The following is a 20,835-nucleotide window of genomic DNA, read 5'->3' on the forward strand; positions in this document are numbered from 1 at the left end:
ATTATTGTACTTCTATTTGTTCTGTATCCGCCATATTAGCTTCTGCTACAAAAGATGTTTCCATTGCGTTCACGCGTTCAATGTCCGCCCCAAGTTTTGCAAATTTTTCCGTGATATCGACATACCCTCTGTCAATATGGTGCAGAGAAGTAACACGTGTGTAACCGTCTGCTACCAGTCCTGCCAAAATCAACGCAGCTCCTGCGCGTAAGTCTGTCGCAGCTACTTCAGCCCCTTGTAAACTTACAGGACCTTCTACAATCACGCTGCGGCCTTCGATCTTCAATTTTGCATTCATTCTTCTGAATTCTTCAACATGCATAAAACGATTTTCAAAAACAGTTTCGGTAATTACACTTGTACCTGCAGCATGTAGCATAAGGGCCATCATCTGAGACTGCATATCTGTTGGAAAGCCTGGGTGTGGCAACGTTTTGATATCTGTTGATTGAAGTGTTTTAGGTCCAATCACACGAACACCATCCGCTTCTTCAAGAATACGGACTCCCATTTCTTCCATCTTTGATACTAGTGCGCGCATATGATCCACTTCAGCATTCTCAATCAAAACATTTCCGCCAGTAATTGCTGCAGCTACCATAAATGTTCCCGCCTCAATACGGTCAGGGATAATCGTATGCTCTGCACCATGCAATTTATCGACGCCTTCGATTTTAATTGTTTCAGTTCCTGCTCCAATAACATGCGCACCCATTTTGTTCAGATAGTTGGCCAAGTCTACTATTTCTGGTTCCTTCGCAGCATTCTCAATAACAGTCTTGCCATCTGCAAGTGCTGCGGCCATCATAATGTTCTCTGTTGCTCCAACACTCGGCATATCGAGATAGATTTTTGCACCCTTCAATCTGCCATTTGTTGAAACTTCCACAAAACCATTACCTACATGTACATCTGCCCCCATTGCTTCGAAGCCTTTTAAGTGAAGGTCAATCGGTCTTGAGCCAATTGCACATCCTCCCGGCAAAGCAACCTTTGCATGACCATAACGAGCTAACAATGGCCCTAATACCAGTACAGAAGCACGCATTTTACGTACATATTCAAAAGGAGCTTCTGTTAGAAGTGGTTGTGTTGCATCAACTGTAACGGTGTTCTTTTCATATTTAACTTCTGCGTTCATGTGCGTTAATACTTGATTTATAGTGAGTACATCTGCTAATGCAGGTACTTCGTGTATAATACTTTTTCCTTCACTTGCAATTATGCTTGCGGCAATGACAGGCAGTACGGCATTTTTGGCACCTTCTACTTTAACGGTACCATTTAACTGCCTCCCACCACGAACGATGATATTTTCCAAGGCTCATTCTCCTCTGTAGTGCATATTCATTATTATTAGTATTCATTAATCAGGATAGGTGTTCCAATTGTTACGGTAGTTCTGTCTCCTATCCCTTCTCTAACGGCGATTTGTATATTGAATTCTTGATCATATTGCTGTATTTTTTGATTCCAGTTCGCTGTATAACCAGTCCACGTAGTAAAGTCTGGTTCTTTTACTTCGTCAATAATTGACATTTTCAGTTCAGATTTTACAAAATTTATAAAAGAAACAATATCTATAATACCATTTTTCCATGCCTGTGCACAAGAGAAATATTGTGCTTTGTCCGTAAATATTACTTTCGTAACTCCTTTTATTTTCTGCTGAAACTTTTCTAGTACTTCCGGCGTCATTTCCGTCGCTGAAATAGTATAAAGGACTTGATATTCATTTTTCTTTTCATAGGTGCGCACTATTAATAATGATTCGTTCATCCCGTTATTATTCCGACGGTTTGCATCTAATTTATACGTATCGTCGTCGACCATAGTAAGTTGATACCCTTTGAGATTGTCGATAAAACGAGAAATTTCTGGAATTATTCTTCTTTCTCTAATAGTAGTTTCTAAGTTTGCTAGATTTAAGCCTTGTTCCTCTATCATCGCCACCATATCATTCATCTCTTTCGTATTATCATCCATCGTTTTCGCATCTAATTGCTGTACAAAAAATATCATCATCATTGCCGTTATAGAAAAAAGTAAATACTTCATTCCCCGCACTCCTTTTTTTTAGTAAAAAGTATTGGCAGAAAATGAAGTATCCATACATGAAGATCTTATCTTTTTGGTATTGCTGAACGGATATGTCTTAAGAAAACATATACAGCAGTTGCTGGGACCAGTTTAAGAAATCTAAGAAAAAGTTACTTACAGTGGAACCGATCGTAATGGTTATTAATATAAGGAAGATTCTCGCTTCCATTACTTTGTGCTTCTTGAACCATTCATCAAAATTTAATGATTGGAGTACTTGCCATGTGATCACAATAAAAAGCAGATGAGATAACATGCCGACTAACCCATCTTGCGCTAAACTCTCTAACATTCAAAATCCCTCACTAACCTATGATTTATCACAGCGATAACTTCCTGATAAGTTTCGCAAGCAATCCGTCGGGATTCCCCCCGCTGATTGCAGTCTCACTTTATCCTATATTATAACATATCTGGATCGATTTCTGTTTTTTTGGCTACGATTCGATATTTCCCGGGAAATTCGACGGCAATTAAGCTGGTGATTTGTCAAAAATGTGCTGTTATTCGCATGTCGCTGGGATTGGTGGAATACCGATGCGGCTAACCACTTCGCGTCTGCGGGAATGTATGTGGATGGTCTACGCTATGTACTGACGCTTCAAACATATTGAAATTTATCCATCAGTGTCGATTTAATTCTCTAACCATGCTTTGTTCCCTTCTCTTAGCTGCTTCACCTGTTGTAGAACTAACGCAGTGAAAGGATATTCTATGACTACTAATAATGCAGATCGTTTTAAGAAAAACGTGCATAAACCACCCGGTCCTAATTGACTTCATTACTAAACAACTTCCTATAATATGGATTATGTAAAGTAGCTGCTTTATGCTTAGTGGTAATTTTGAAATGATTCATGTGCTGTGATACCGCTCCGTCCAACCACTTCGCGTCCTGCGGGGCACGGCTGAAGCTAGGCTACTACTAGAATTACTACTCTGCTGCCTTGCACCGAGGAAGCCTACCTCGAAGCGTTACTAGTAGACACAGGTGCAGACGTTGTGGATCTTCAGCGCCTGCATGATCCCGCGGGAGTCTACGTGGTTGGCCTACGCTAGGATAGGGACTCTACAACTTTTGTAAGAGCTAGCATATTGATCGGATGCATATATAATAGCTATTCAACAATGCCTAGAACCACTGCTTTTTGCTGTTACATCCGTTGTAGCATTTTCCTTAAGCGTAGGAAATAGGCGGAGACTCCCGTGGAATCAGCGCGAGCTGAAGATCCACTTCATTTGTGCCTGTGTCTGCAAGCATTGCTTCGAAGTGAGCTTCCTCGGCACAAGGCAGCAAAGAAGCATTTTCAAGTAGTAGCCTAGCTGAAGCCGTGCCCACAGGACGCGGAGCCTATTTCCGGAGCTTTGCTAAGCAGATGAAAACTATCAAAATTAACTACGTGTCAGACAGTTCCAGTTTACATAATCCATATTATAGGAACTCAACTTCAAACTCTATAAGTTTACTGCTGTGACTGCATTTTTATACTTTTTTGGCTGACCAAAAATAAGGCGGAGCTAATCTCGAAGTATTGTCGGCTTCGAATTACACAAGTATTGGCACAAGAGTTCCTTTGATACCCTTGATTGGTCATAGATTTAGTTTTTATAGACAGCTTTTGCTTTTTTCCTTTTCTACTGTCCGTAAGATTCATTCTTATGGACAACTTTTTCCCTTTTTCTGCTCATCTGTCCATAAGAATGGATGATATGACAGGAGTAAACATGCAAAAAGGTTTAAAGACTATTTTTTCTTAACTTGACGGCTATGTGCCGTGCCTACGCGGAACGAAGGTCTAACACATGGAACATTGCAGAGCCTATGCAAAAAAGGTGGCTGCGCATAACCTGGACGGTTACGGCAGCCACCTTTTTTTGTTACTTATCTGTTTTCTTTAATTTCGATTCGGTTTAAGGCACGTTGTAGTGCTAATTCTGCCCTTCTGAAATCAATTTCATCTTGTTTAGCTTGTAAACGGCGTTCTGCTCGTTCTTTTGCTGCGCGGGCACGTTCGATATCGATGTCCTCTGGCTGCTCTGCTGATTGTGCCAGGATGGTCACTTTGTCAGGGCGTACCTCAAGGAATCCTCCACTTACGGCAATGCGATGTGGATTTTCTCCTTTTAAGCGCACAGAACTTATTGATAACGGTGCAACGAGCGGAATGTGACCTGGTAGGATCCCGAGCTCTCCACTCTCAGCTTTACAGCTAACCATTTCAAATGAATCTTCCAGAACAGGGCCATCCGGAGTAACAACACTTACTGTTAGTGTTTTCAACAGAACCCCTCCTTAGGCTGGAATAAAAGCAAAAGGCGTTTTTTACGCCATTTGCTTCGCTTTTTCTACTACTTCTTCGATACGACCTACTAGACGGAACGCATCTTCTGGAAGGTCATCATATTTACCGTCAAGGATTTCACGGAAACCTTGAACAGTTTCCTGAACTGGTACATAAGAACCTTTTTGACCTGTAAACTGCTCCGCAACGTGGAAGTTCTGAGATAAGAAGAACTGGATACGACGCGCACGAGCAACGGTAAGTTTATCTTCATCAGATAACTCATCCATACCAAGGATCGCGATAATATCTTGTAATTCTTTATACTTTTGGATTGTTTGCTGAACTTCACGCGCAACATTATAGTGCTCATCCCCAACGATCTCAGGGTCAAGGGCACGAGATGTTGATGCAAGTGGATCCACGGCTGGGTAGATACCTTGCTCAGATAATCCACGGTCAAGGTTTGTTGTTGCATCTAAGTGAGCGAACGTTGTAGCCGGTGCCGGATCCGTGTAGTCATCGGCAGGTACGTATACCGCTTGGATAGATGTTACAGAACCTTTGTTTGTAGATGTGATACGCTCTTGTAATTGACCCATTTCCGTTGCAAGTGTTGGCTGGTAACCAACGGCAGATGGCATACGGCCAAGAAGTGCCGAAACCTCTGAACCTGCTTGTGTAAAACGGAAGATGTTGTCGATGAACAATAGAACGTCCTGACCTTGCTCATCACGGAAGTGCTCCGCCATTGTAAGACCAGTTAAGGCAACACGCATACGAGCTCCAGGTGGTTCGTTCATTTGACCGAATACCATCGCTGTTTTTGCGATAACGCCAGAATCTTTCATTTCGTAGTAAAGGTCATTACCTTCACGAGTACGTTCCCCAACACCTGCGAATACGGAAATACCACCATGCTCTTGTGCGATGTTGTTGATTAATTCCTGGATTAGTACGGTTTTACCTACACCCGCACCACCAAATAAACCGATTTTACCACCTTTGATATAAGGTGCTAGAAGGTCTACTACTTTAATACCTGTTTCCAAGATCTCTGTTTCTGTTGCTAAATCTTCAAATTTCGGTGATTGACGGTGAATTGGATCACGGCGAACTTGTTCTCCTAATTCTTCATCAAGGTCAATCTTCTCACCTAATACGTTGAAGACACGGCCTAATGTTTCTTCACCTACTGGTACAGAAATCGGTGCGTTCATATCTAATACTGCTGCACCACGTTGTACACCTTCTGTAGATGACATTGCAATTGTACGTACAGCGTCATCGCCTAAGTGAAGTGCAACTTCTACTGTAAGATCCTGCGTTTCACCGTTCGCTTCATACTGTACTTTTAACGCGTTGTAAATTTCAGGGAGGTGTCCGTCTTCGAACTTAACGTCAACTACCGGCCCCATAATTTGAATAACGTGTCCTTTTGCCATCGATTTCCCTCCTAACTAAATGATTCCGAATGGTATTATTCTAAAGCGGCTGCCCCACCGACGATTTCGGTGATTTCTTGCGTAATGGCTGCTTGTCTTGCACGGTTATATTGTAAGGACAGATCATCAATAAGATCATCCGCATTGTCCGTCGCACTCTTCATCGCTGTCATACGAGATGCATGTTCACTCGCTTTACTGTCAAGAAGTGCGCCGAAGATCAAGCTTTCCGCATATTGTGGCAATAATACATTTAAAATTTCTTGTTGATTTGGTTCATATTCATACGTGCTTTGTACCCCTTCAGACATTTCGGACAAGTCTGTTAATGGTAAAAGCTTTTTCTCTGTTATTTCTTGTGAAATCGCACTGATGAAGTGATTATAGAAAATCACTAATTCATCGATTTCTTCATCAATAAAAAGTTGTACCGTTTCAGATGTTAATTCTTTAATTTCCGCAAAGCTTGGCTGATCGGAAACACCAGTAATTTCTCTCAAAATCGGCATGTCACGTTTCTTAAAGAAATCACGACCCATACGACCTAAAGTGATAATCGTATATTCATCTTTTGATTGATGTTTTTCTTCTATTTTTCGATATACTTGGCGTAATACTCCACTATTAAACGCACCTGCTAAACCACGGTCAGATGTGATAACAAAATAGGCTGTTTTCTTCACCTCACGTGTTTGCAGCATGGGATGATCTGCATCCTGGCCACTTCCGGCAATGCTATGGACGACTTCTTTAATCTTATTGCTGTATGGATCAAAAGATTTCGTTAATTCTTCTGCTTTATTTAGCTTTGAAGCAGAAACCATGTGCATAGCTTTTGTGATCTGTTTTGTTTTTTTCGTAGAATTAATACGCGTTTTTATATCTCTAAGAGATGCCACTATTTTTCACCGCCCTTTCCAAAAAGGTTGAACGTTTCCTATATTGAAAGCGAAGGGAGTTCTGTAACGTTAACTCGCTACAGAAACGCTTGCTTCTTATTCGGATACTACAAATGTTTTCTTGAATTCTTCTACTGCTCCGCTCATTTCGTCAGCGTCAGCTAGTTGACCAGTTTCTCTGATTGAGTTAAGCAAGTCTTTCTTGTTTTGGTCCATCCAATTCAAGAACTCATCTTCAAAGCGCGTAATATCTGTAACAGGAATATCATCAAGATGCCCTTTTGTTAAAGCAAAGATGATCATAACTTGTTTTTCTACTACTAATGGCTTGTGAAGACCTTGTTTTAATACTTCTACTGTACGTTGACCACGGTTCAATTTAGCAGCTGTTGCTTTATCTAAATCAGAACCGAATTGTGCGAATGATTCCAGCTCACGGAACGACGCTAAGTCAAGACGAAGCGTACCGGCAACTTTCTTCATCGCTTTGATCTGTGCAGAACCACCAACACGTGATACAGATAGACCCGGGTTTATCGCTGGACGAACACCAGAGAAGAATAAGTCAGACTGTAAGAAGATTTGTCCATCCGTGATGGAGATAACGTTTGTTGGGATATATGCTGAGATATCACCTGCTTGTGTTTCAACGAATGGAAGAGCTGTTAAAGATCCTCCACCTTTTGCATCACTAAGCTTCGCTGCACGCTCAAGTAAACGAGAGTGTAAGTAGAATACATCCCCTGGGAATGCCTCACGACCTGGCGGACGACGTAATAATAAGGAAAGCTCACGGTATGCGTTCGCTTGTTTAGATAAATCATCATATACAACCAATACGTGCTTGCCGTTATACATGAAATCTTCACCCATTGATACACCTGCATATGGTGCAAGGTATTGTAATGGAGCTGGTTCACTGGCACCTGCTGTTACTACAATCGTGTAATCAAGCGCGCCATAACGACGTAATGTTTCTACTGTTCCACGTACAGTTGAATCTTTTTGACCGATTGCTACATAAATACAAATCATATCCTGATCTGCCTGGTTTAAGATAGCATCGATTGCTACAGTTGTTTTACCAGTTTGACGATCCCCGATGATTAACTCACGTTGACCACGACCGATTGGCACTAATGCGTCAATCGCTTTGATACCTGTCTGTAATGGCTCATCAACTGATTTACGATCCATTACACCAGGTGCTGGAGATTCGATTGGACGAGTCTTAGATGTCTCCACTGGACCTTTACCATCAACAGGTTGTCCTAATGGGTTAACAACACGACCAATAAGTTCCTCCCCTACTGGCACTTCCATAATACGGCCGGTACGACGAACTTCATCGCCTTCACGAATACCTGTATATGGCCCAAGAATGACAATACCTACGTTTGATTCTTCTAAGTTCTGTGCCATACCCATGACACCATTTGAAAATTCAACAAGCTCTCCAGACATTACGTTATCTAAACCGTGTGCACGTGCGATACCATCACCGATTTCGATAACTGTACCAACATCTGCTACTTCGATGTCTGAATCATAGCTTTCGATTTGCTGTTTAATCAGTGCACTGATTTCTTCAGCTTTAATGCTCATGCCATTTCACCCCTATCGTTCTTAATTTGCAGTTGCGATTTGTCGTTCTAATCGATCGAGCTTTCCTTTGATGGAACCATCATACACTGTATTGCCAATTCTGATTTTCACTCCACCTAAAAGCTTCGGATCAATTTGATTATTTATCTTCAATTCTTTAATGTTCAATCTCTTAACGAATACTTGTTGAATCTCTTGCTGCTCTGCATCAGACAATGCACGAACAGAATAGACTGTCGCTTCTTTAACACCTCTTGCCTCTTGTGCAAGGGTAATGAAAGTTGTTGCAACATCTTCTATAATTGCTTCATTGTGGCGGTCCACCAATAACGAAAGTGTATGTAACACATCCTTCGAGAATCCCTGGAACGCTTCGTTTAACAGTTGTTTCTTCTTATCTGCTTCTACTTTCGGATGGTGCAAGAACTTAAGAAATGCTTGATTATTTTGAAAAACTTCTTTCACTGTTGCTAGTTCTGCTTCAAGAAAATCAATCGTTTCTTTTTCTGTTGCAATTTGAAAAAGAGCTTCTGCATAACGCTTGGCTACATTCGTTTTACTCATTGCTCTTCTCCTATCTTTTTAATGTAGTCACTGATCAACTGTTCCTGATCTTTTGCATCGATTTCTTTTTCAATCACTTTAGTAGCAATCTGTACTGACAATGTTGCCACTTGTGCCTGAAGTGCTTCGACTGCTTTTTCTTTCTCACGTGCGATATCTTCTTCAGCAGATTTCTTGATACGAGTTGCTGCTTGGTTTGCCGCTTCGATAATCGAACGTTCTTGTTCCTGACCAGCTTTCTTTGCATCTTCAATAATTTGTTGCGCTTCCTGACGTGTTGCTTTCAATTGCTCATTCGCTTCACGTGATGCTTTTTCAGCATCGACACGGTTCTTTTCAGCTGTTTCGATCTCATTTGCGATATGATTTTCACGCTTTTGCATGGTATTCATGATTGGTCCCCACGCGAATTTCTTCAATAAAGCAAGTAAAACCAAAAAGCTGACTAATGAGAAGAGAATATCTCCACCATGTAAACCGCCGATTGACGCCTGAATGATGAGTCCACTTGATAAAAGTTGCACAGTGTTCACTCCTTCCTCCGTATAATCATCTATATCCATCTATAAATTGCATTCTGTATTCAAATTCGTTGCACAACGGCACCACAATGCCAATTAGCAATGAATATTTTTTCATAAACGAATGGCGAAGGTTGTCATCGACGAACTCCGCCATTCTGTTTCATCTAAAACTATTAGCTACCCATTACGATAAACGCGATAACTACCGCAAAGATCGGAATCGCCTCTACCAATGCTACCCCGATAAACATTGTCGTTTGAAGTGCACCTCTTAATTCTGGCTGACGTGCAATCCCTTCTACTGTACGACTTACGATCATACCGTTACCTAAACCAGCACCTAGTGCCGCTAAACCAATTGCTATTGCTGCTGCTAATGGACCCATTATTGTTTCCTCCTTTAAAAAGTATAAATTATTAAAATTGTTTTATTTTAATGGTCTGAACTCACTTTATGAGACATATAAACCATCGTTAACATAGTAAAAATAAATGCTTGAATAGCGCCTATAAATAAACTGAACCCTTGCCATGCCACCATTGGAACGATGGATACGACAGTTGTTAAAGGGAAAGCTATCATCGCCATTTTGGTAATAAGTGATAATAAAATTTCACCAGCAAAGATATTACCGAAGAGACGCAAACCTAAAGTTAATGTATTTGTAAACTCTTCAATAATCTTAAATGGAAGTAAAAATGGTACAGGTCTAACATAATCTTTCGCGTATTCCTTGAACCCTTTTTCCTTTACCCCATAATAATGGGATAAGACAATGACAAGCGATGACAATGTTAATGTCAATACCGCATCAGAAGTCGGTGATTTCCACCAGAGGTCGTGCCCAAAAACCACCATAGTAATAACCCCTAATATATTACTGACAAATATAAAAACTAGTAAAGTTAATCCCAAGGGTAAGAACGTTTTACCTGTTTTCCAATCCATCGTGTCGCCAATAATACCTTTCACGAAATCAATAATCCATTCCATGAAATTCTGGAAACCAGTTGGCTTCATTTGTAATTTTCTCGCTCCAACCGTACAGATAATAAATACTATTGCTGAAGCAATAAATGTCATCAAAATAGTAGATAAATTAAAATCCAACCATGGAATTCCTAATACATCATGAACTATTGGTGCCTCATGATCCAATTCCTTCACCTCACTTCCTTTGCTAGTCTTGATTTCTAAATAGTGCAAAATCTATCATAATAACAACATAAGTTGTCATTAATCCCATAATAACCGATAAAGAATGGAAATGTTCGTCATAGTACAGAGCGATTAACACCGCTAATCCTGCAGTGGCAAAACGGGTAAAGGTTCCTATCCCGAAAGCACGACCACCCTCTACGACAACTTGTCCAAACCGGTCGATCTTTCGTTGCATTACCCATAAATTATAAAAACTTAGTGTAGTTCCCAGGAGGAGTCCGAGGAATATTCTCGTAAAAGGTGTTAGGCCTAATCCAAGAACAAATAATGCAAGAAGGTAGAACATCCATTTACGCTGACGGGTAATTATTTGCTTATATTGATTCATTATCATTCGTCTCCCGTTAACTCTCTAACATAATGGAACATTCCGTATAACCCGGCTCCTAAACCGATAAAGAGTCCGATTAATAAAAAAAGTGGTGATGTGGATAAATGTCTGTCAATAAATCTTCCAATAAATAACCCTACAAGTGGCGCTCCGACAAGTTGTGACAAAATTGCAGAATATACTGTCAAACCGTAATAGGTACTTTTCTTGGGCGGTGACATCTACTCACTCCTAATTTCGCACAATCTCTTTATATGTACAAAGGAAGAAAATCTAACCAAACAGATAGATTTTGTCACTATATTGAAACCCTTATCATCCACACTAAATTAGCATACAATAGGGGTAATCTAATGTCAATCTCTTTTGACCACAAAAACTAAAAATAAACGGACAAGTATCCACATCGGTAATCAAAACCCTTTAATAACAGCTTTCAAGTGAATAGTTTCACTTTTCGAAAGAATTGTGACAATTCATTCGAGTGTCGAAACAACCGCTTTTTTTGTAGAAAAACCGATCATTTAACCACTCCCATACCAAATTGTTTGGTATTGAAATGTCTTTTTTTCTTTCGTTTCAATGGTGATATTTGCAATATATTGACCTTTTATGTCTGAATTACGTTCGATATCCCCTTCAATTACGCCAGGCTGCAAATCTTCACGTTCAACAATGGTCGTCTCATAGGCGAAGGTTTGCGGATTATACAAATCAATTGTTAATTTCTCTGCTTCTTCTACTAAATAAAGCTGATAATGATAACCGTCTTCCAATGGGGTAACAGACAGCTCGAGCCCCATCGCTGTCGGAATCTCGTGATCATCTGACAGGAACATATACGGAATCGGCGTTTCATTAAGATACAGGTAGCCTTGCTTAATCGTTTCTTCCAATAAACTAGGCCGGATCGTTGCCTTCACCACTATTTCTTTTTTCTCATGTGGTTGCAATGTAAAAGACCGCGGCAGCTGAAAATGGATCGCTTTTTGCTGATCGGGCAGTTGAAAGGCATATTCCTTCGTCTGATCGGATATATTTTCGATGATTAGTGTGTCTTGCTTCTGCTCACTATTGTCACCAATTTTGCCAAAGCGCAATAAGGATTGATAGATCAGCGTGTCTGTATTGATCGCTTCCTGCGCATTTACTTTTCCTGCACCTTGCGCAGTTGGTTCAAAAGCCTGAAATGGATCAGCGGTTGTCAGCAGAGCGGCTTTTAATTGTTTCGGTGTCCAGTCTGGATGGGCTTCTTTCAGTAAGGCTATCACGCCGGCGACATGGGGAGCCGCCATGCTCGTACCGCTAAGTTTCTGATAACCGCCGGGTACTGTACTTAAAATAGCGGCACCCGGTGCTACCACTTCCGGTTTAATCGCCCAGTTAACGGTGACAGGTCCGCGCGAACTAAAATCTGTTACGGTATCCTGGACATGCTGGTATTCGAGGTTCAAGTAGCCTGGGTTGTGCTTGAGCCATTCGCCATCTTCCTTCGTTATCGCTGCCACAGGAATCGTGATATTTGGATCAATGCCACCTTGAAACATGCCGTCTTCATTATTAGCGATTAGTAAAGCAGCGGCTCCTTTTTCCTGTGCCTCATAAGCCAATTGCGTAAAAGGAATCTCGCCTCGCTCTATTATTAAAATCGTATCATGTGCAATCTTATCTGGATTGTTTGTCACCTTCATATCTCTGGCAAAATCCCATGGCTGTGAGCCTTGCATCGGTAACATGTTAATTTTTTTGTCATGGAATCGTTCATATAAATAGGCAGATTCCATTGCTGGTGTCGATGCACCGACAGAAATGACATGGTCAGCTGTGGCCGGCGAACCTACTGTCCATAGATCTGGACCAGTATTCCCGTTGGCGATAACGACGGCCACTCCTTCATCGGCAGCACGATTAACAGCAACACTCGTCGGCCAATCCGGTCCATTAATCGAATTACCTAAAGATAAGTTGATTATATCCATCCCATCTTTGACCGCTTTTTCGATAGCAGCCATCACTTGCACAGACGTCCCGGTTCCACCCGGGCCAAGGGCGCGATAGGCATATAATTCAGCATCAGGCGCTATTCCTTTCATCTTGCCATTGGCTGCAATCACGCCAGCGACATGACTGCCATGCAATGTAGGAATACCCTGATCCGGTTTGGTCTCCATTGGGTCTTCATCAAAATCGACCAGGTCGAAGCCACCTTTGAAATTTGGCTGCAAGTCTGGATGGGTATAATCAATGCCTGTATCAATCACGCCAACCTTGACGCCTTTTCCTGTATAGCCTGTCTCATTCGGGATAAGGAAGGGAATGCTTTGATTGATGTTCTCCTCGGTTTGCTGGGTTTGATAGTTTTGCACCGGATAGGTCTGTTTGAAATAACTGTTTTCTTTAATATCCTCTAAGTTTTTCGGGTCTGTTTTTATTGCTATGCCATTAAATATCGTGTCATAAATCGATAATATCTCCACACTAGGATGATATGTTTCGATTTCTTCTGCCACCTGATGAGGATCCCCTTCTACTTCTATAATAAAAGGTAATGGCTGCTCGGTATGTATCGATGTAAAAAGGAATAAAGATAAGATAAATGACACGACAAGCACTCCTTCCACTAGATAGGAGTATTGTTAACTTGGGTTGGAAAAGATATGTATGGAAGATGGAGAAAATTGCTGATAAGAACATGGGATATGTTGGTTAGAAAAAACAACTGAAACGCGGTGACCGGGTTCCAGCTGTTTTGATTGGTGTTATTTTGTTCCGAATAATCGGTCTCCTGCATCGCCTAGCCCTGGTACGATGTAACCTTTTTCGTTCAGTTTCTCATCAAGAGCACCTAGGTAAATGTCGACATCAGGATGTTCTTTTTGAAGGACTTCAATGCCTTCCGGTGCTGCAATCAGACACATTAGTTTAATGTTCGTTGCGCCACGCTTTTTCAAGGAGTGGATGGCGTCATTTGCTGATCCGCCTGTTGCTAACATCGGGTCAATTACGATCAATTCACGTTCTTCTATATCTGAAGGCAATTTAATATAATACTCTGTTGGTGTAAATGTTACTGGATCACGATACAAGCCGACATGTCCTACTTTTGCAGCTGGGATCAGTTTCAAGATTCCGTCCACCATACCTAATCCAGCTCGCAAAATTGGAATTAATCCAATTTTCTTACCACTGATCACTTTCGTTGTTGCTTGTGTGACCGGTGTTTCGATCGTCGTTTCTTCAAGAGGCATGTCCCTTGTAATTTCAAATGCCATTAAAGTTGACACTTCGTCTACTAACGCGCGGAATTCTTTCGTTCCCGTGTTTTTATTTCGTATGTACGTTAACTTATGCTGAATTAACGGATGATCCAAAACAAATAATTTACTCATGAGGATACCTCTCCTTTAACAATTAATATTCCATAACCCACAATATTCATCCTTAAAATTGTACAGAAAATCAGATGCTGATGCAAGTGTCATGTTAAATTATTTTCAATTGGTGCTGGAGGCTTGCGCTATGTGGCGTGAGCAGGGTTTTTGATCGTGGTAGGGTTGTGGTTGGAAATATTTACTTTGGGATTCGTGCTGGGGGAGGTGGGGTGGGTGGTGCTTTGCGGTGGGTCATTCTATCGGACAATTGTTAGGTGCTCGACTCTCTTTTTGGCCGGTTAAGCACTTCTATCGGACAAACAGTGCCTCTTCGATCCTCTTTTTTGCCGTTTGAGCTCTTCTATCGGACAAGCGGGACCTCTTTGATCCTCTCTTTGTCCGTTTGAGCTCTTCTATCGGACAAGCGGGATCTCTTCGACCCTCTTTTTGGCCGATTGAACCCTTCTATCGGACAAGCGGGACCTACTTGACCCTCCTCTTGGCCGATTGAACCCTTCTATCGGACAAGCGAGACCTACTTATCCCCCTTTTTTGGCCGATTGAATCTTCTATCCGGTCAATTTTCACCTGCATGACTTGGACTTAGCAATTTACGGCTTGCTGGTCACGTTATTCATTAATAAAAACTGGACATAACTCCGATTAATAAACAACTTCCTATAATATGGATTATGTCCACAAAGGCTGTATTGCTGAATGGTCATTTTGATATAATTTATCTGCTCAGCAAAGCTCCGGAAATAGGCTCCGCGTCCTGTGGGAACGGCTTCAGCTAGGCTACAACTTAAAAATGCTTCTTTGCTGCCTTGTGCCGAGAAAGTTCACTTCGAAGCAATGCTTGTAGACACAGGCACAAATGAAGTGGATCTTCAGCTCGCGCTGAGGCATGAGGAGTCTCCGCCTATTTCCTACGCTAATGGGAAGTACTACAACGATTGGAACAGCTAGAAGCAGTGGTGCTAAGCAATGTATTACATCAATTAAGATGTAATTTTGCAGGTAGTGCCTCATATCCTAGCTATCGCATAAATTGTAGATCTATAAATCAGCGTAGGCCAACCACGGAGACTCCCGCGGGACAGGCAGGTGCTGAAGATCCACAACGTCTGCACCTGCGTCTTCTAGTAACGCTTCGAAGTAAGCTTCCTCGGTGCAAGGCAGCAGAGAAGTGATTCGTGTAGTAGCCTAGCTTCAGCCGTGCCCCGCAGGACGCGGAGTGGTTGGACGAAGCGGTATCTCAGCACATTATATATATCAATATGGATGCTTGGCTAGCGATGGCTGACATAATCCATATCATAGGAACTCAACTCTTCCTATTCAATATAATTACTGCTGTGACTGCACTTTTCTTGTCTAAAAAAAGACGTGATCTCATTGATCACGTCTTTCGTTATTTATTGATATAAAGGGAATTGCTTTGTTAATGCTGCTACGCGTTCGCGTGCTTCATTCAGTGTTTGTTCGTCTTCTGGATTTTTCAACGTCAGGGCGATGATTTTTGCTACTTCTGCCATTTCATCTTCACCGAAGCCACGGGAAGTGACAGCTGCGGTACCAACACGTACACCGCTTGTTACGAACGGACTTTCCGGATCGAAAGGAATCGTATTTTTGTTCGTTGTGATTCCTACTTCGTCTAGTGCTTTCTCAGCAACTTTACCAGTTAGATTTAATCCACGAACATCTAATAATAACAGATGGTTGTCCGTTCCGCCTGATACAGTGCGGATGCCTTCAGCTTCTAATACTTCGCCGAATTTTTTGGCATTTTTAATAATATTCTCACCATATGTTTTGAAAGACGGTTGTAATGCCTCTTTGAATGCTACTGCTTTTGCTGCGATGACATGCATTAACGGACCACCTTGCATACCAGGGAATACAGTCTTATCAATCTTCTTACCGAACTCTTCTTTACATAAGATCATACCGCCGCGAGGTCCTCGCAATGTTTTGTGTGTCGTTGTTGTAACGAAATGTGCATGAGGAACCGGATCTGGATGTAATCCTGTTGCAACAAGACCAGCAATATGTGCCATATCTACCATTAAATAAGCATCTACCTCGTCTGCGATTTCACGGAATTTAGCAAAATCAATTTGGCGGGAATACGCACTCGCGCCAGCTACAATCAACTTAGGCTGTACTTCTTTCGCTTTCGCTAATACGGCGTCATAATCAATTTGTTCGGATTCCTGATTCACACCATAGTCTACGAAATTAAACAATTTACCGCTGAAGTTAACCGGGCTGCCGTGTGTTAAGTGCCCACCATGGCTTAGGTTCATACCAAGCACAGTATCACCTGGTTCTAAGATCGTGAAGTACACTGCCATGTTGGCTTGTGCACCAGAGTGTGGCTGCACATTTACGTACTCTGCTCCAAACAGTTCTTTGGCACGATCACGCGCTAAGTCTTCTGCCACATCAACATGCTCACATCCACCATAATAACGACGGCCTGGGTAGCCTTCTGCGTACTTGTTCGTTAAAACTGATCCTTGTGCTTCCATTACTGCTTCTGAAACAAAGTTTTCGGATGCGATTAATTCAATTTTGTCATTTTGACGTTTACGTTCATTTTCGATTGATTGAAAAATTTCTGCATCAAAGTTTTTTACGTGGTCCATTTGTTAGCTCCCCCTAAAAGTTCATTATTCGTTAATTCTATGATCCATCTCTAAAATAACATCATTCAGTAAATAAATCTAGAGATTTTCACGAATAAAAAAATAAAATACGCACCTTTTATTCGTGAATAACGAACAATTGCGTATTTTATCCTATTTAATCAAGCTAAAGTGGGACTTTGATCAGCAGGTGTTTTTGCCCCCGCTGATCATTAGCAAGGTGTCAGCGTCTGTCTACTCCCACTTTGCTTCTTTCTAATACTTGAAGCGGTCTTATTGATAAACAGCTCTCGGTCCGCCGATTAACTTCGGTCGCGTTCGAGCATTCGTTGTGCGGGCATGCCCGACGTAGCGTTTCTCCATACGAAGCGGCACAGCTACCGGTTTCAAGTGCATACCAATCATGGTTTCACCGATATCAATACCGGCATCAGCCTGTATCGATTCAACGAGGACAGCATCCTCGATATGATCGAATGCATAGGAAGCCATCGCGCCACCTGCTTTTCGGACAGGGCGGACAGCTACTTGTGTCAATTGACGTTCCCGAAGATGCGACTTTTCGATAACAACCGCACGATTTAAATGTTCACAGCATTGAAAACAAAGAGAAACACCTGTCTTCTCCTGCAAACGGGTCAGTTCCTGAAAAACCATCGCCGCTACTTCTTCACTGCCTGCCGTTCCGATTCGCTCACCAGCGACTTCGCTCGTCGAACAGCCGACGATGAACAAATCACCTTCTGAAAGAATTGCTTGTGAAATCCATTCATCCACTATTGATCTTACATCCTGTGCCCATTGATCTAAATTCATGGATTTCCCCTCTCTTTCTGTTAGTTATTTTCGTAATCTGCTACTTTGCCGATACGGTTGGCATGACGTCCACCTTGAAAATCTGTTCCTAACCATTCTTTGACAATTTCTCTTGCCAGACCAGGACCAATGACACGTTCTCCCATTGTGATCATGTTGGAGTCATTGTGTTCACGCGTTGCCTTCGCACTAAAAAGGTCATGCACAAGGGCCGCGCGAATACCTTTTACCTTGTTGGCCGCAATCGACATGCCAATACCGGTACCGCAAATTAAGATACCACGATCGAATTCCCCACTCGCCACTCGTTCTGCAGCTGGTATGCCATAATCAGGATAGTCTACTGAATCAGCGCAGTTACAGCCGATATCTTCATACTCAATATTCAATTCTTCCAATAATGAAACGATTTCTTTTGAGAGATTAATCCCCCCGTGATCTGATGCCAAAATGACTTTCATACTGTTTCAAGCTCCTTTTGAAAAAGTTGTTGTTTAGCTTAGCTTAAATTGGCCGATTTTTAATTTCAAGTTTTGTGCTTGCTGTTCGAGTGAAATCGCCAATCCTTCTAAACTTTCAGCGAAGTTAGCCTGTTCTTCGATGGTAGCTCGCATTTCTTCTGCCCCTGCCGATGTTTCTTCCGCAATCGCTGCCACGTTTTGGGACTTCGCCTGGGTTGCTTCGATTTCCTGCAGCTGATGGTCGACCAGGTCCGAAATTTCTTTTATGGCACCCGCTACTTGAAGTACGGAGGTCGACATATGATCGATGACAGCTGTTGTTTGTTCGCCTTTTTGGACTTCGCCTCTCGCTTCGTCCACTTGCGTGCGCATATTCGTTACGACTAACTCGACATCCTTTTGCATAGCTTGGATTAATTCCGAGATAGTTTTGACCGCGTCTGAGCTTTGATCCGCCAATTTTCGCACTTCTTCGGCAACGACAGCGAAACCTCGGCCCTCTTCCCCTGCACGCGAAGCTTCAATGGAGGCATTAAGTGCTAACAGGTTGGTCTGTTCACTAATATCACCTACTAAAGAAATGACATTCTCTACTTCCTTGGCATTTTGTGACAATCGATTAACATCATGGAGCGCATGGTCCTGATTATCAGCAAGCTGGGTAATACCTGTGACTAACTGACTAATTACGTCTTTCGATTGATTCAATTGCTCGACCATTTCATTCGATTTCCGTTGTGATTCTTCTGCTTTCTGATCGACCTGGGTGGCGAGTCTCGTAGAATTCTCCACGGCTTCCGCTGTCTGCTGAATCGCTTCAGACGTTTCTTCTGCACCAGCAGATATTTGGCCAACGGTATCCTCTAACGTATTGGTCTGCTCCTTCGTATTCGAAGCCGCTTCTTTCATCTTATGTACCGATTCTGTCGTTTCCGAGGCATGCTGATCAATATCAAGCAAAACTGTTTTTAGCTGACCGACCATTTTTTGAAAAGCAATGGTTAGGGCTGCCACCTCGTCACCTCTTGATTTCGGAGACTCGATTTCCTGATTCAAATCTCCTTCCGCCACTCGCTCGGCGACTTCCTTCAGCTTGGTTAATGATTTCGTGATAAATCCTGCTGCAGCAAACGCCAGAATGCCGGACCAGATAATTCCTAATAATAATGTCGCTAATACGTAGACCATCTCCGGAATCTGGATGATGGGCCGAATGACTTCCTGTAGAAAATAGATAAAGAAAGCACTGGTGGAATAGGTAATAACAGCTAGTAACGTCGTGAAAACCACCAGTTTAATGCGTAAACTTGCACCTTTTTTTGCTTGTTCCATATGGAGTCCTCCTAAGGTAAAAACATGACTTTTTATCTATTTTCATTCTCCATCTTTTTGACTAATTGTGCAAGATAATTATCTAATTCTTCATAAGTTTTTTGATAAGTCATGATATTTCCGCCAAAGGGATCACTAATATCGACATTCTGTACCTTTTTCTCGAGTTTATTGATCTTTCTGATAACATCTGCTTGCATTTCTTTTCCAACCAGCTTCTGATCTTCGAGCTGCGCATACGCTTCTTTCAGCTCTGTCCATGCTTGTTCATAATCTGGATCGATGTATTCTTTCAGCGCATAAATCTTGTTCGTTGCCGCTTGGTATTGTTGTTTTAACAGATCACGGTGGTTCTGCGTCATTGTCAGGACCAGATCCGCCCACTCCAGCAAGGAATCCGTAACAGGCTGCGATTGATGCAGAAAAGGGATACCTTTCGCATGCAGCACTTCTTTCGTACCTTGGGAGGCATCGGCACCTTCTCCAGCAAAAATACCAGCTGATTGGACATTCCATTCACTTCTATGCTGCATGATCGCCTGAGCCATCGGACTTCTGCACGTATTACCCGTACATACAAATAATATATTGGTCATGTTGGTTCCTCCATTTTTGATGATCCACCTCTATTATAGCATATGGAGGATGTCTCTCGCAGTGTTTACAACAGCACGACCAAGCCGAAGCCAAACAGAATAACACCGCCCAATAATTCACTGTACGTACCTAATAAATGATGGGTCCGTCTCCCGATCAATAAGGCTGTCCATGTTAACACCATACTGAATAAGCCAAACATCGTGATCGCAAAAGCAGTAGCGGCACCAGATAAACCAAGCGATAAACCGATCGAAAAACTGTCAAGACTGACACTGAAAGAAAAGATAAACAGTCCAAAGCCAACCGGTGCTAATATTGGTTTCTGCTGTTTCATAAAGGTTTGGCATATCATTTGAAAACCGATCGCACATAACAATAACCCCGCTGCCAATATCGCGATACTTTCAATTTTGCTGGACAGAATCGAGCCGAGCATTAATCCGATAAACGGCATCACAACATGAAAAATTCCGACGACAAAACCGATCAGCAATATTCGTTTAAGACGGATTGCCTGCATTCCAATTCCCAACCCGACTGAAAAAGCATCCATCCCTAATGCAAACGCCATGCATATAATCGATACGATTTCATTTATTGACGCCACCATAAAAAAGCCTCCTTCGCCG

Annotated in this window: 21 protein-coding genes; all 21 read right to left on the reverse strand. The window is 42.0% G+C overall.

Features of this window, described 5'->3' with window-relative positions:
* Position 1: 1 nt before the first annotated feature.
* Positions 2-1,321 carry a UDP-N-acetylglucosamine 1-carboxyvinyltransferase gene (murA, locus tag MUN87_RS09380; protein WP_244747511.1) on the reverse strand — a complete coding sequence of 440 codons (1,320 nt, stop codon included), beginning with the start codon at positions 1,319-1,321 and terminating at the stop codon, positions 2-4.
* A gap of 35 nt (positions 1,322-1,356) precedes the next feature.
* Complete coding sequence (locus tag MUN87_RS09385; RefSeq protein WP_244747512.1) at positions 1,357-2,058, reverse strand: YwmB family TATA-box binding protein; 702 nt, start codon at positions 2,056-2,058, stop codon at positions 1,357-1,359.
* A gap of 97 nt (positions 2,059-2,155) precedes the next feature.
* The gene (locus MUN87_RS09390; RefSeq protein WP_244747513.1) at positions 2,156-2,392 is read right to left on the reverse strand and encodes a DUF1146 family protein; all 237 of its coding nucleotides are present in this window, start codon (positions 2,390-2,392) and stop codon (positions 2,156-2,158) included.
* A gap of 1,590 nt (positions 2,393-3,982) precedes the next feature.
* Positions 3,983-4,381 (reverse strand): F0F1 ATP synthase subunit epsilon, encoded by a 399-nt coding sequence (locus MUN87_RS09395; RefSeq protein WP_244747514.1) that lies wholly within the window; start codon positions 4,379-4,381, stop codon positions 3,983-3,985.
* A gap of 42 nt (positions 4,382-4,423) precedes the next feature.
* Positions 4,424-5,827, reverse strand: a complete 1,404-nt coding sequence (atpD, locus tag MUN87_RS09400) for a F0F1 ATP synthase subunit beta (RefSeq protein ID WP_244747515.1) — start codon at positions 5,825-5,827, stop codon at positions 4,424-4,426.
* A 35-nt stretch (positions 5,828-5,862) separates the two neighbouring features.
* Entirely contained in the window at positions 5,863-6,726 is an 864-nt protein-coding gene (atpG, locus tag MUN87_RS09405; RefSeq protein WP_244747516.1) for an ATP synthase F1 subunit gamma, read from the reverse strand.
* A 96-nt stretch (positions 6,727-6,822) separates the two neighbouring features.
* Positions 6,823-8,331 carry a F0F1 ATP synthase subunit alpha gene (gene atpA / locus MUN87_RS09410; RefSeq protein WP_244747517.1) on the reverse strand — a complete coding sequence of 503 codons (1,509 nt, stop codon included), beginning with the start codon at positions 8,329-8,331 and terminating at the stop codon, positions 6,823-6,825.
* A 21-nt stretch (positions 8,332-8,352) separates the two neighbouring features.
* Positions 8,353-8,895, reverse strand: coding sequence for a F0F1 ATP synthase subunit delta (locus MUN87_RS09415; RefSeq protein WP_244747518.1), 543 nt, complete (start codon positions 8,893-8,895; stop codon positions 8,353-8,355).
* Positions 8,892-9,419, reverse strand: coding sequence for a F0F1 ATP synthase subunit B (atpF, locus tag MUN87_RS09420; protein ID WP_244747519.1), 528 nt, complete (start codon positions 9,417-9,419; stop codon positions 8,892-8,894). Before atpF ends, MUN87_RS09415 begins: the two co-directional genes overlap by 4 nt.
* Positions 9,420-9,592: 173 nt before the next feature.
* On the reverse strand, positions 9,593-9,805 hold the full coding sequence (atpE, locus tag MUN87_RS09425; protein WP_244723677.1) for a F0F1 ATP synthase subunit C: 213 nt from the start codon (positions 9,803-9,805) through the stop codon (positions 9,593-9,595).
* Between the two features lie 47 nt (positions 9,806-9,852).
* Positions 9,853-10,578, reverse strand: a complete 726-nt coding sequence (gene atpB, locus MUN87_RS09430; protein ID WP_244747936.1) for a F0F1 ATP synthase subunit A — start codon at positions 10,576-10,578, stop codon at positions 9,853-9,855.
* A gap of 22 nt (positions 10,579-10,600) precedes the next feature.
* Positions 10,601-10,969 (reverse strand): ATP synthase subunit I, encoded by a 369-nt coding sequence (locus MUN87_RS09435; protein ID WP_244747937.1) that lies wholly within the window; start codon positions 10,967-10,969, stop codon positions 10,601-10,603.
* A gap of 2 nt (positions 10,970-10,971) precedes the next feature.
* Positions 10,972-11,193, reverse strand: a complete 222-nt coding sequence (locus MUN87_RS09440) for an AtpZ/AtpI family protein (RefSeq protein WP_244747520.1) — start codon at positions 11,191-11,193, stop codon at positions 10,972-10,974.
* Positions 11,194-11,496: 303 nt separating this feature from the next.
* Positions 11,497-13,575, reverse strand: coding sequence for a S8 family serine peptidase (locus MUN87_RS09445; RefSeq protein WP_305037450.1), 2,079 nt, complete (start codon positions 13,573-13,575; stop codon positions 11,497-11,499).
* A gap of 156 nt (positions 13,576-13,731) precedes the next feature.
* A complete protein-coding gene (upp, locus tag MUN87_RS09450; protein WP_244747521.1) occupies positions 13,732-14,361 on the reverse strand; it encodes a uracil phosphoribosyltransferase in 630 nt (209 codons plus the stop codon).
* 1,400 nt (positions 14,362-15,761) lie between these two features.
* On the reverse strand, positions 15,762-16,997 hold the full coding sequence (gene glyA, locus MUN87_RS09455) for a serine hydroxymethyltransferase (RefSeq protein ID WP_244747522.1): 1,236 nt from the start codon (positions 16,995-16,997) through the stop codon (positions 15,762-15,764).
* Positions 16,998-17,270: 273 nt separating this feature from the next.
* Entirely contained in the window at positions 17,271-17,813 is a 543-nt protein-coding gene (locus MUN87_RS09460) for a TIGR01440 family protein (RefSeq protein WP_244747523.1), read from the reverse strand.
* 20 nt (positions 17,814-17,833) lie between these two features.
* A complete protein-coding gene (gene rpiB / locus MUN87_RS09465) occupies positions 17,834-18,274 on the reverse strand; it encodes a ribose 5-phosphate isomerase B (protein ID WP_244747524.1) in 441 nt (146 codons plus the stop codon).
* 33 nt (positions 18,275-18,307) lie between these two features.
* A complete protein-coding gene (locus MUN87_RS09470; RefSeq protein WP_244747525.1) occupies positions 18,308-19,606 on the reverse strand; it encodes a methyl-accepting chemotaxis protein in 1,299 nt (432 codons plus the stop codon).
* Positions 19,607-19,638: 32 nt separating this feature from the next.
* Complete coding sequence (locus MUN87_RS09475) at positions 19,639-20,202, reverse strand: low molecular weight protein arginine phosphatase (RefSeq protein ID WP_244747526.1); 564 nt, start codon at positions 20,200-20,202, stop codon at positions 19,639-19,641.
* 65 nt (positions 20,203-20,267) lie between these two features.
* Complete coding sequence (locus tag MUN87_RS09480) at positions 20,268-20,816, reverse strand: manganese efflux pump MntP (RefSeq protein ID WP_244747527.1); 549 nt, start codon at positions 20,814-20,816, stop codon at positions 20,268-20,270.
* Positions 20,817-20,835: the final 19 nt, after the last annotated feature.

Origin of the sequence: Gracilibacillus salinarum, from assembly GCF_022919575.1 — a bacterium.
In the GTDB taxonomy this organism is placed as follows: domain Bacteria; phylum Bacillota; class Bacilli; order Bacillales; family Amphibacillaceae; genus Gracilibacillus; species Gracilibacillus salinarum.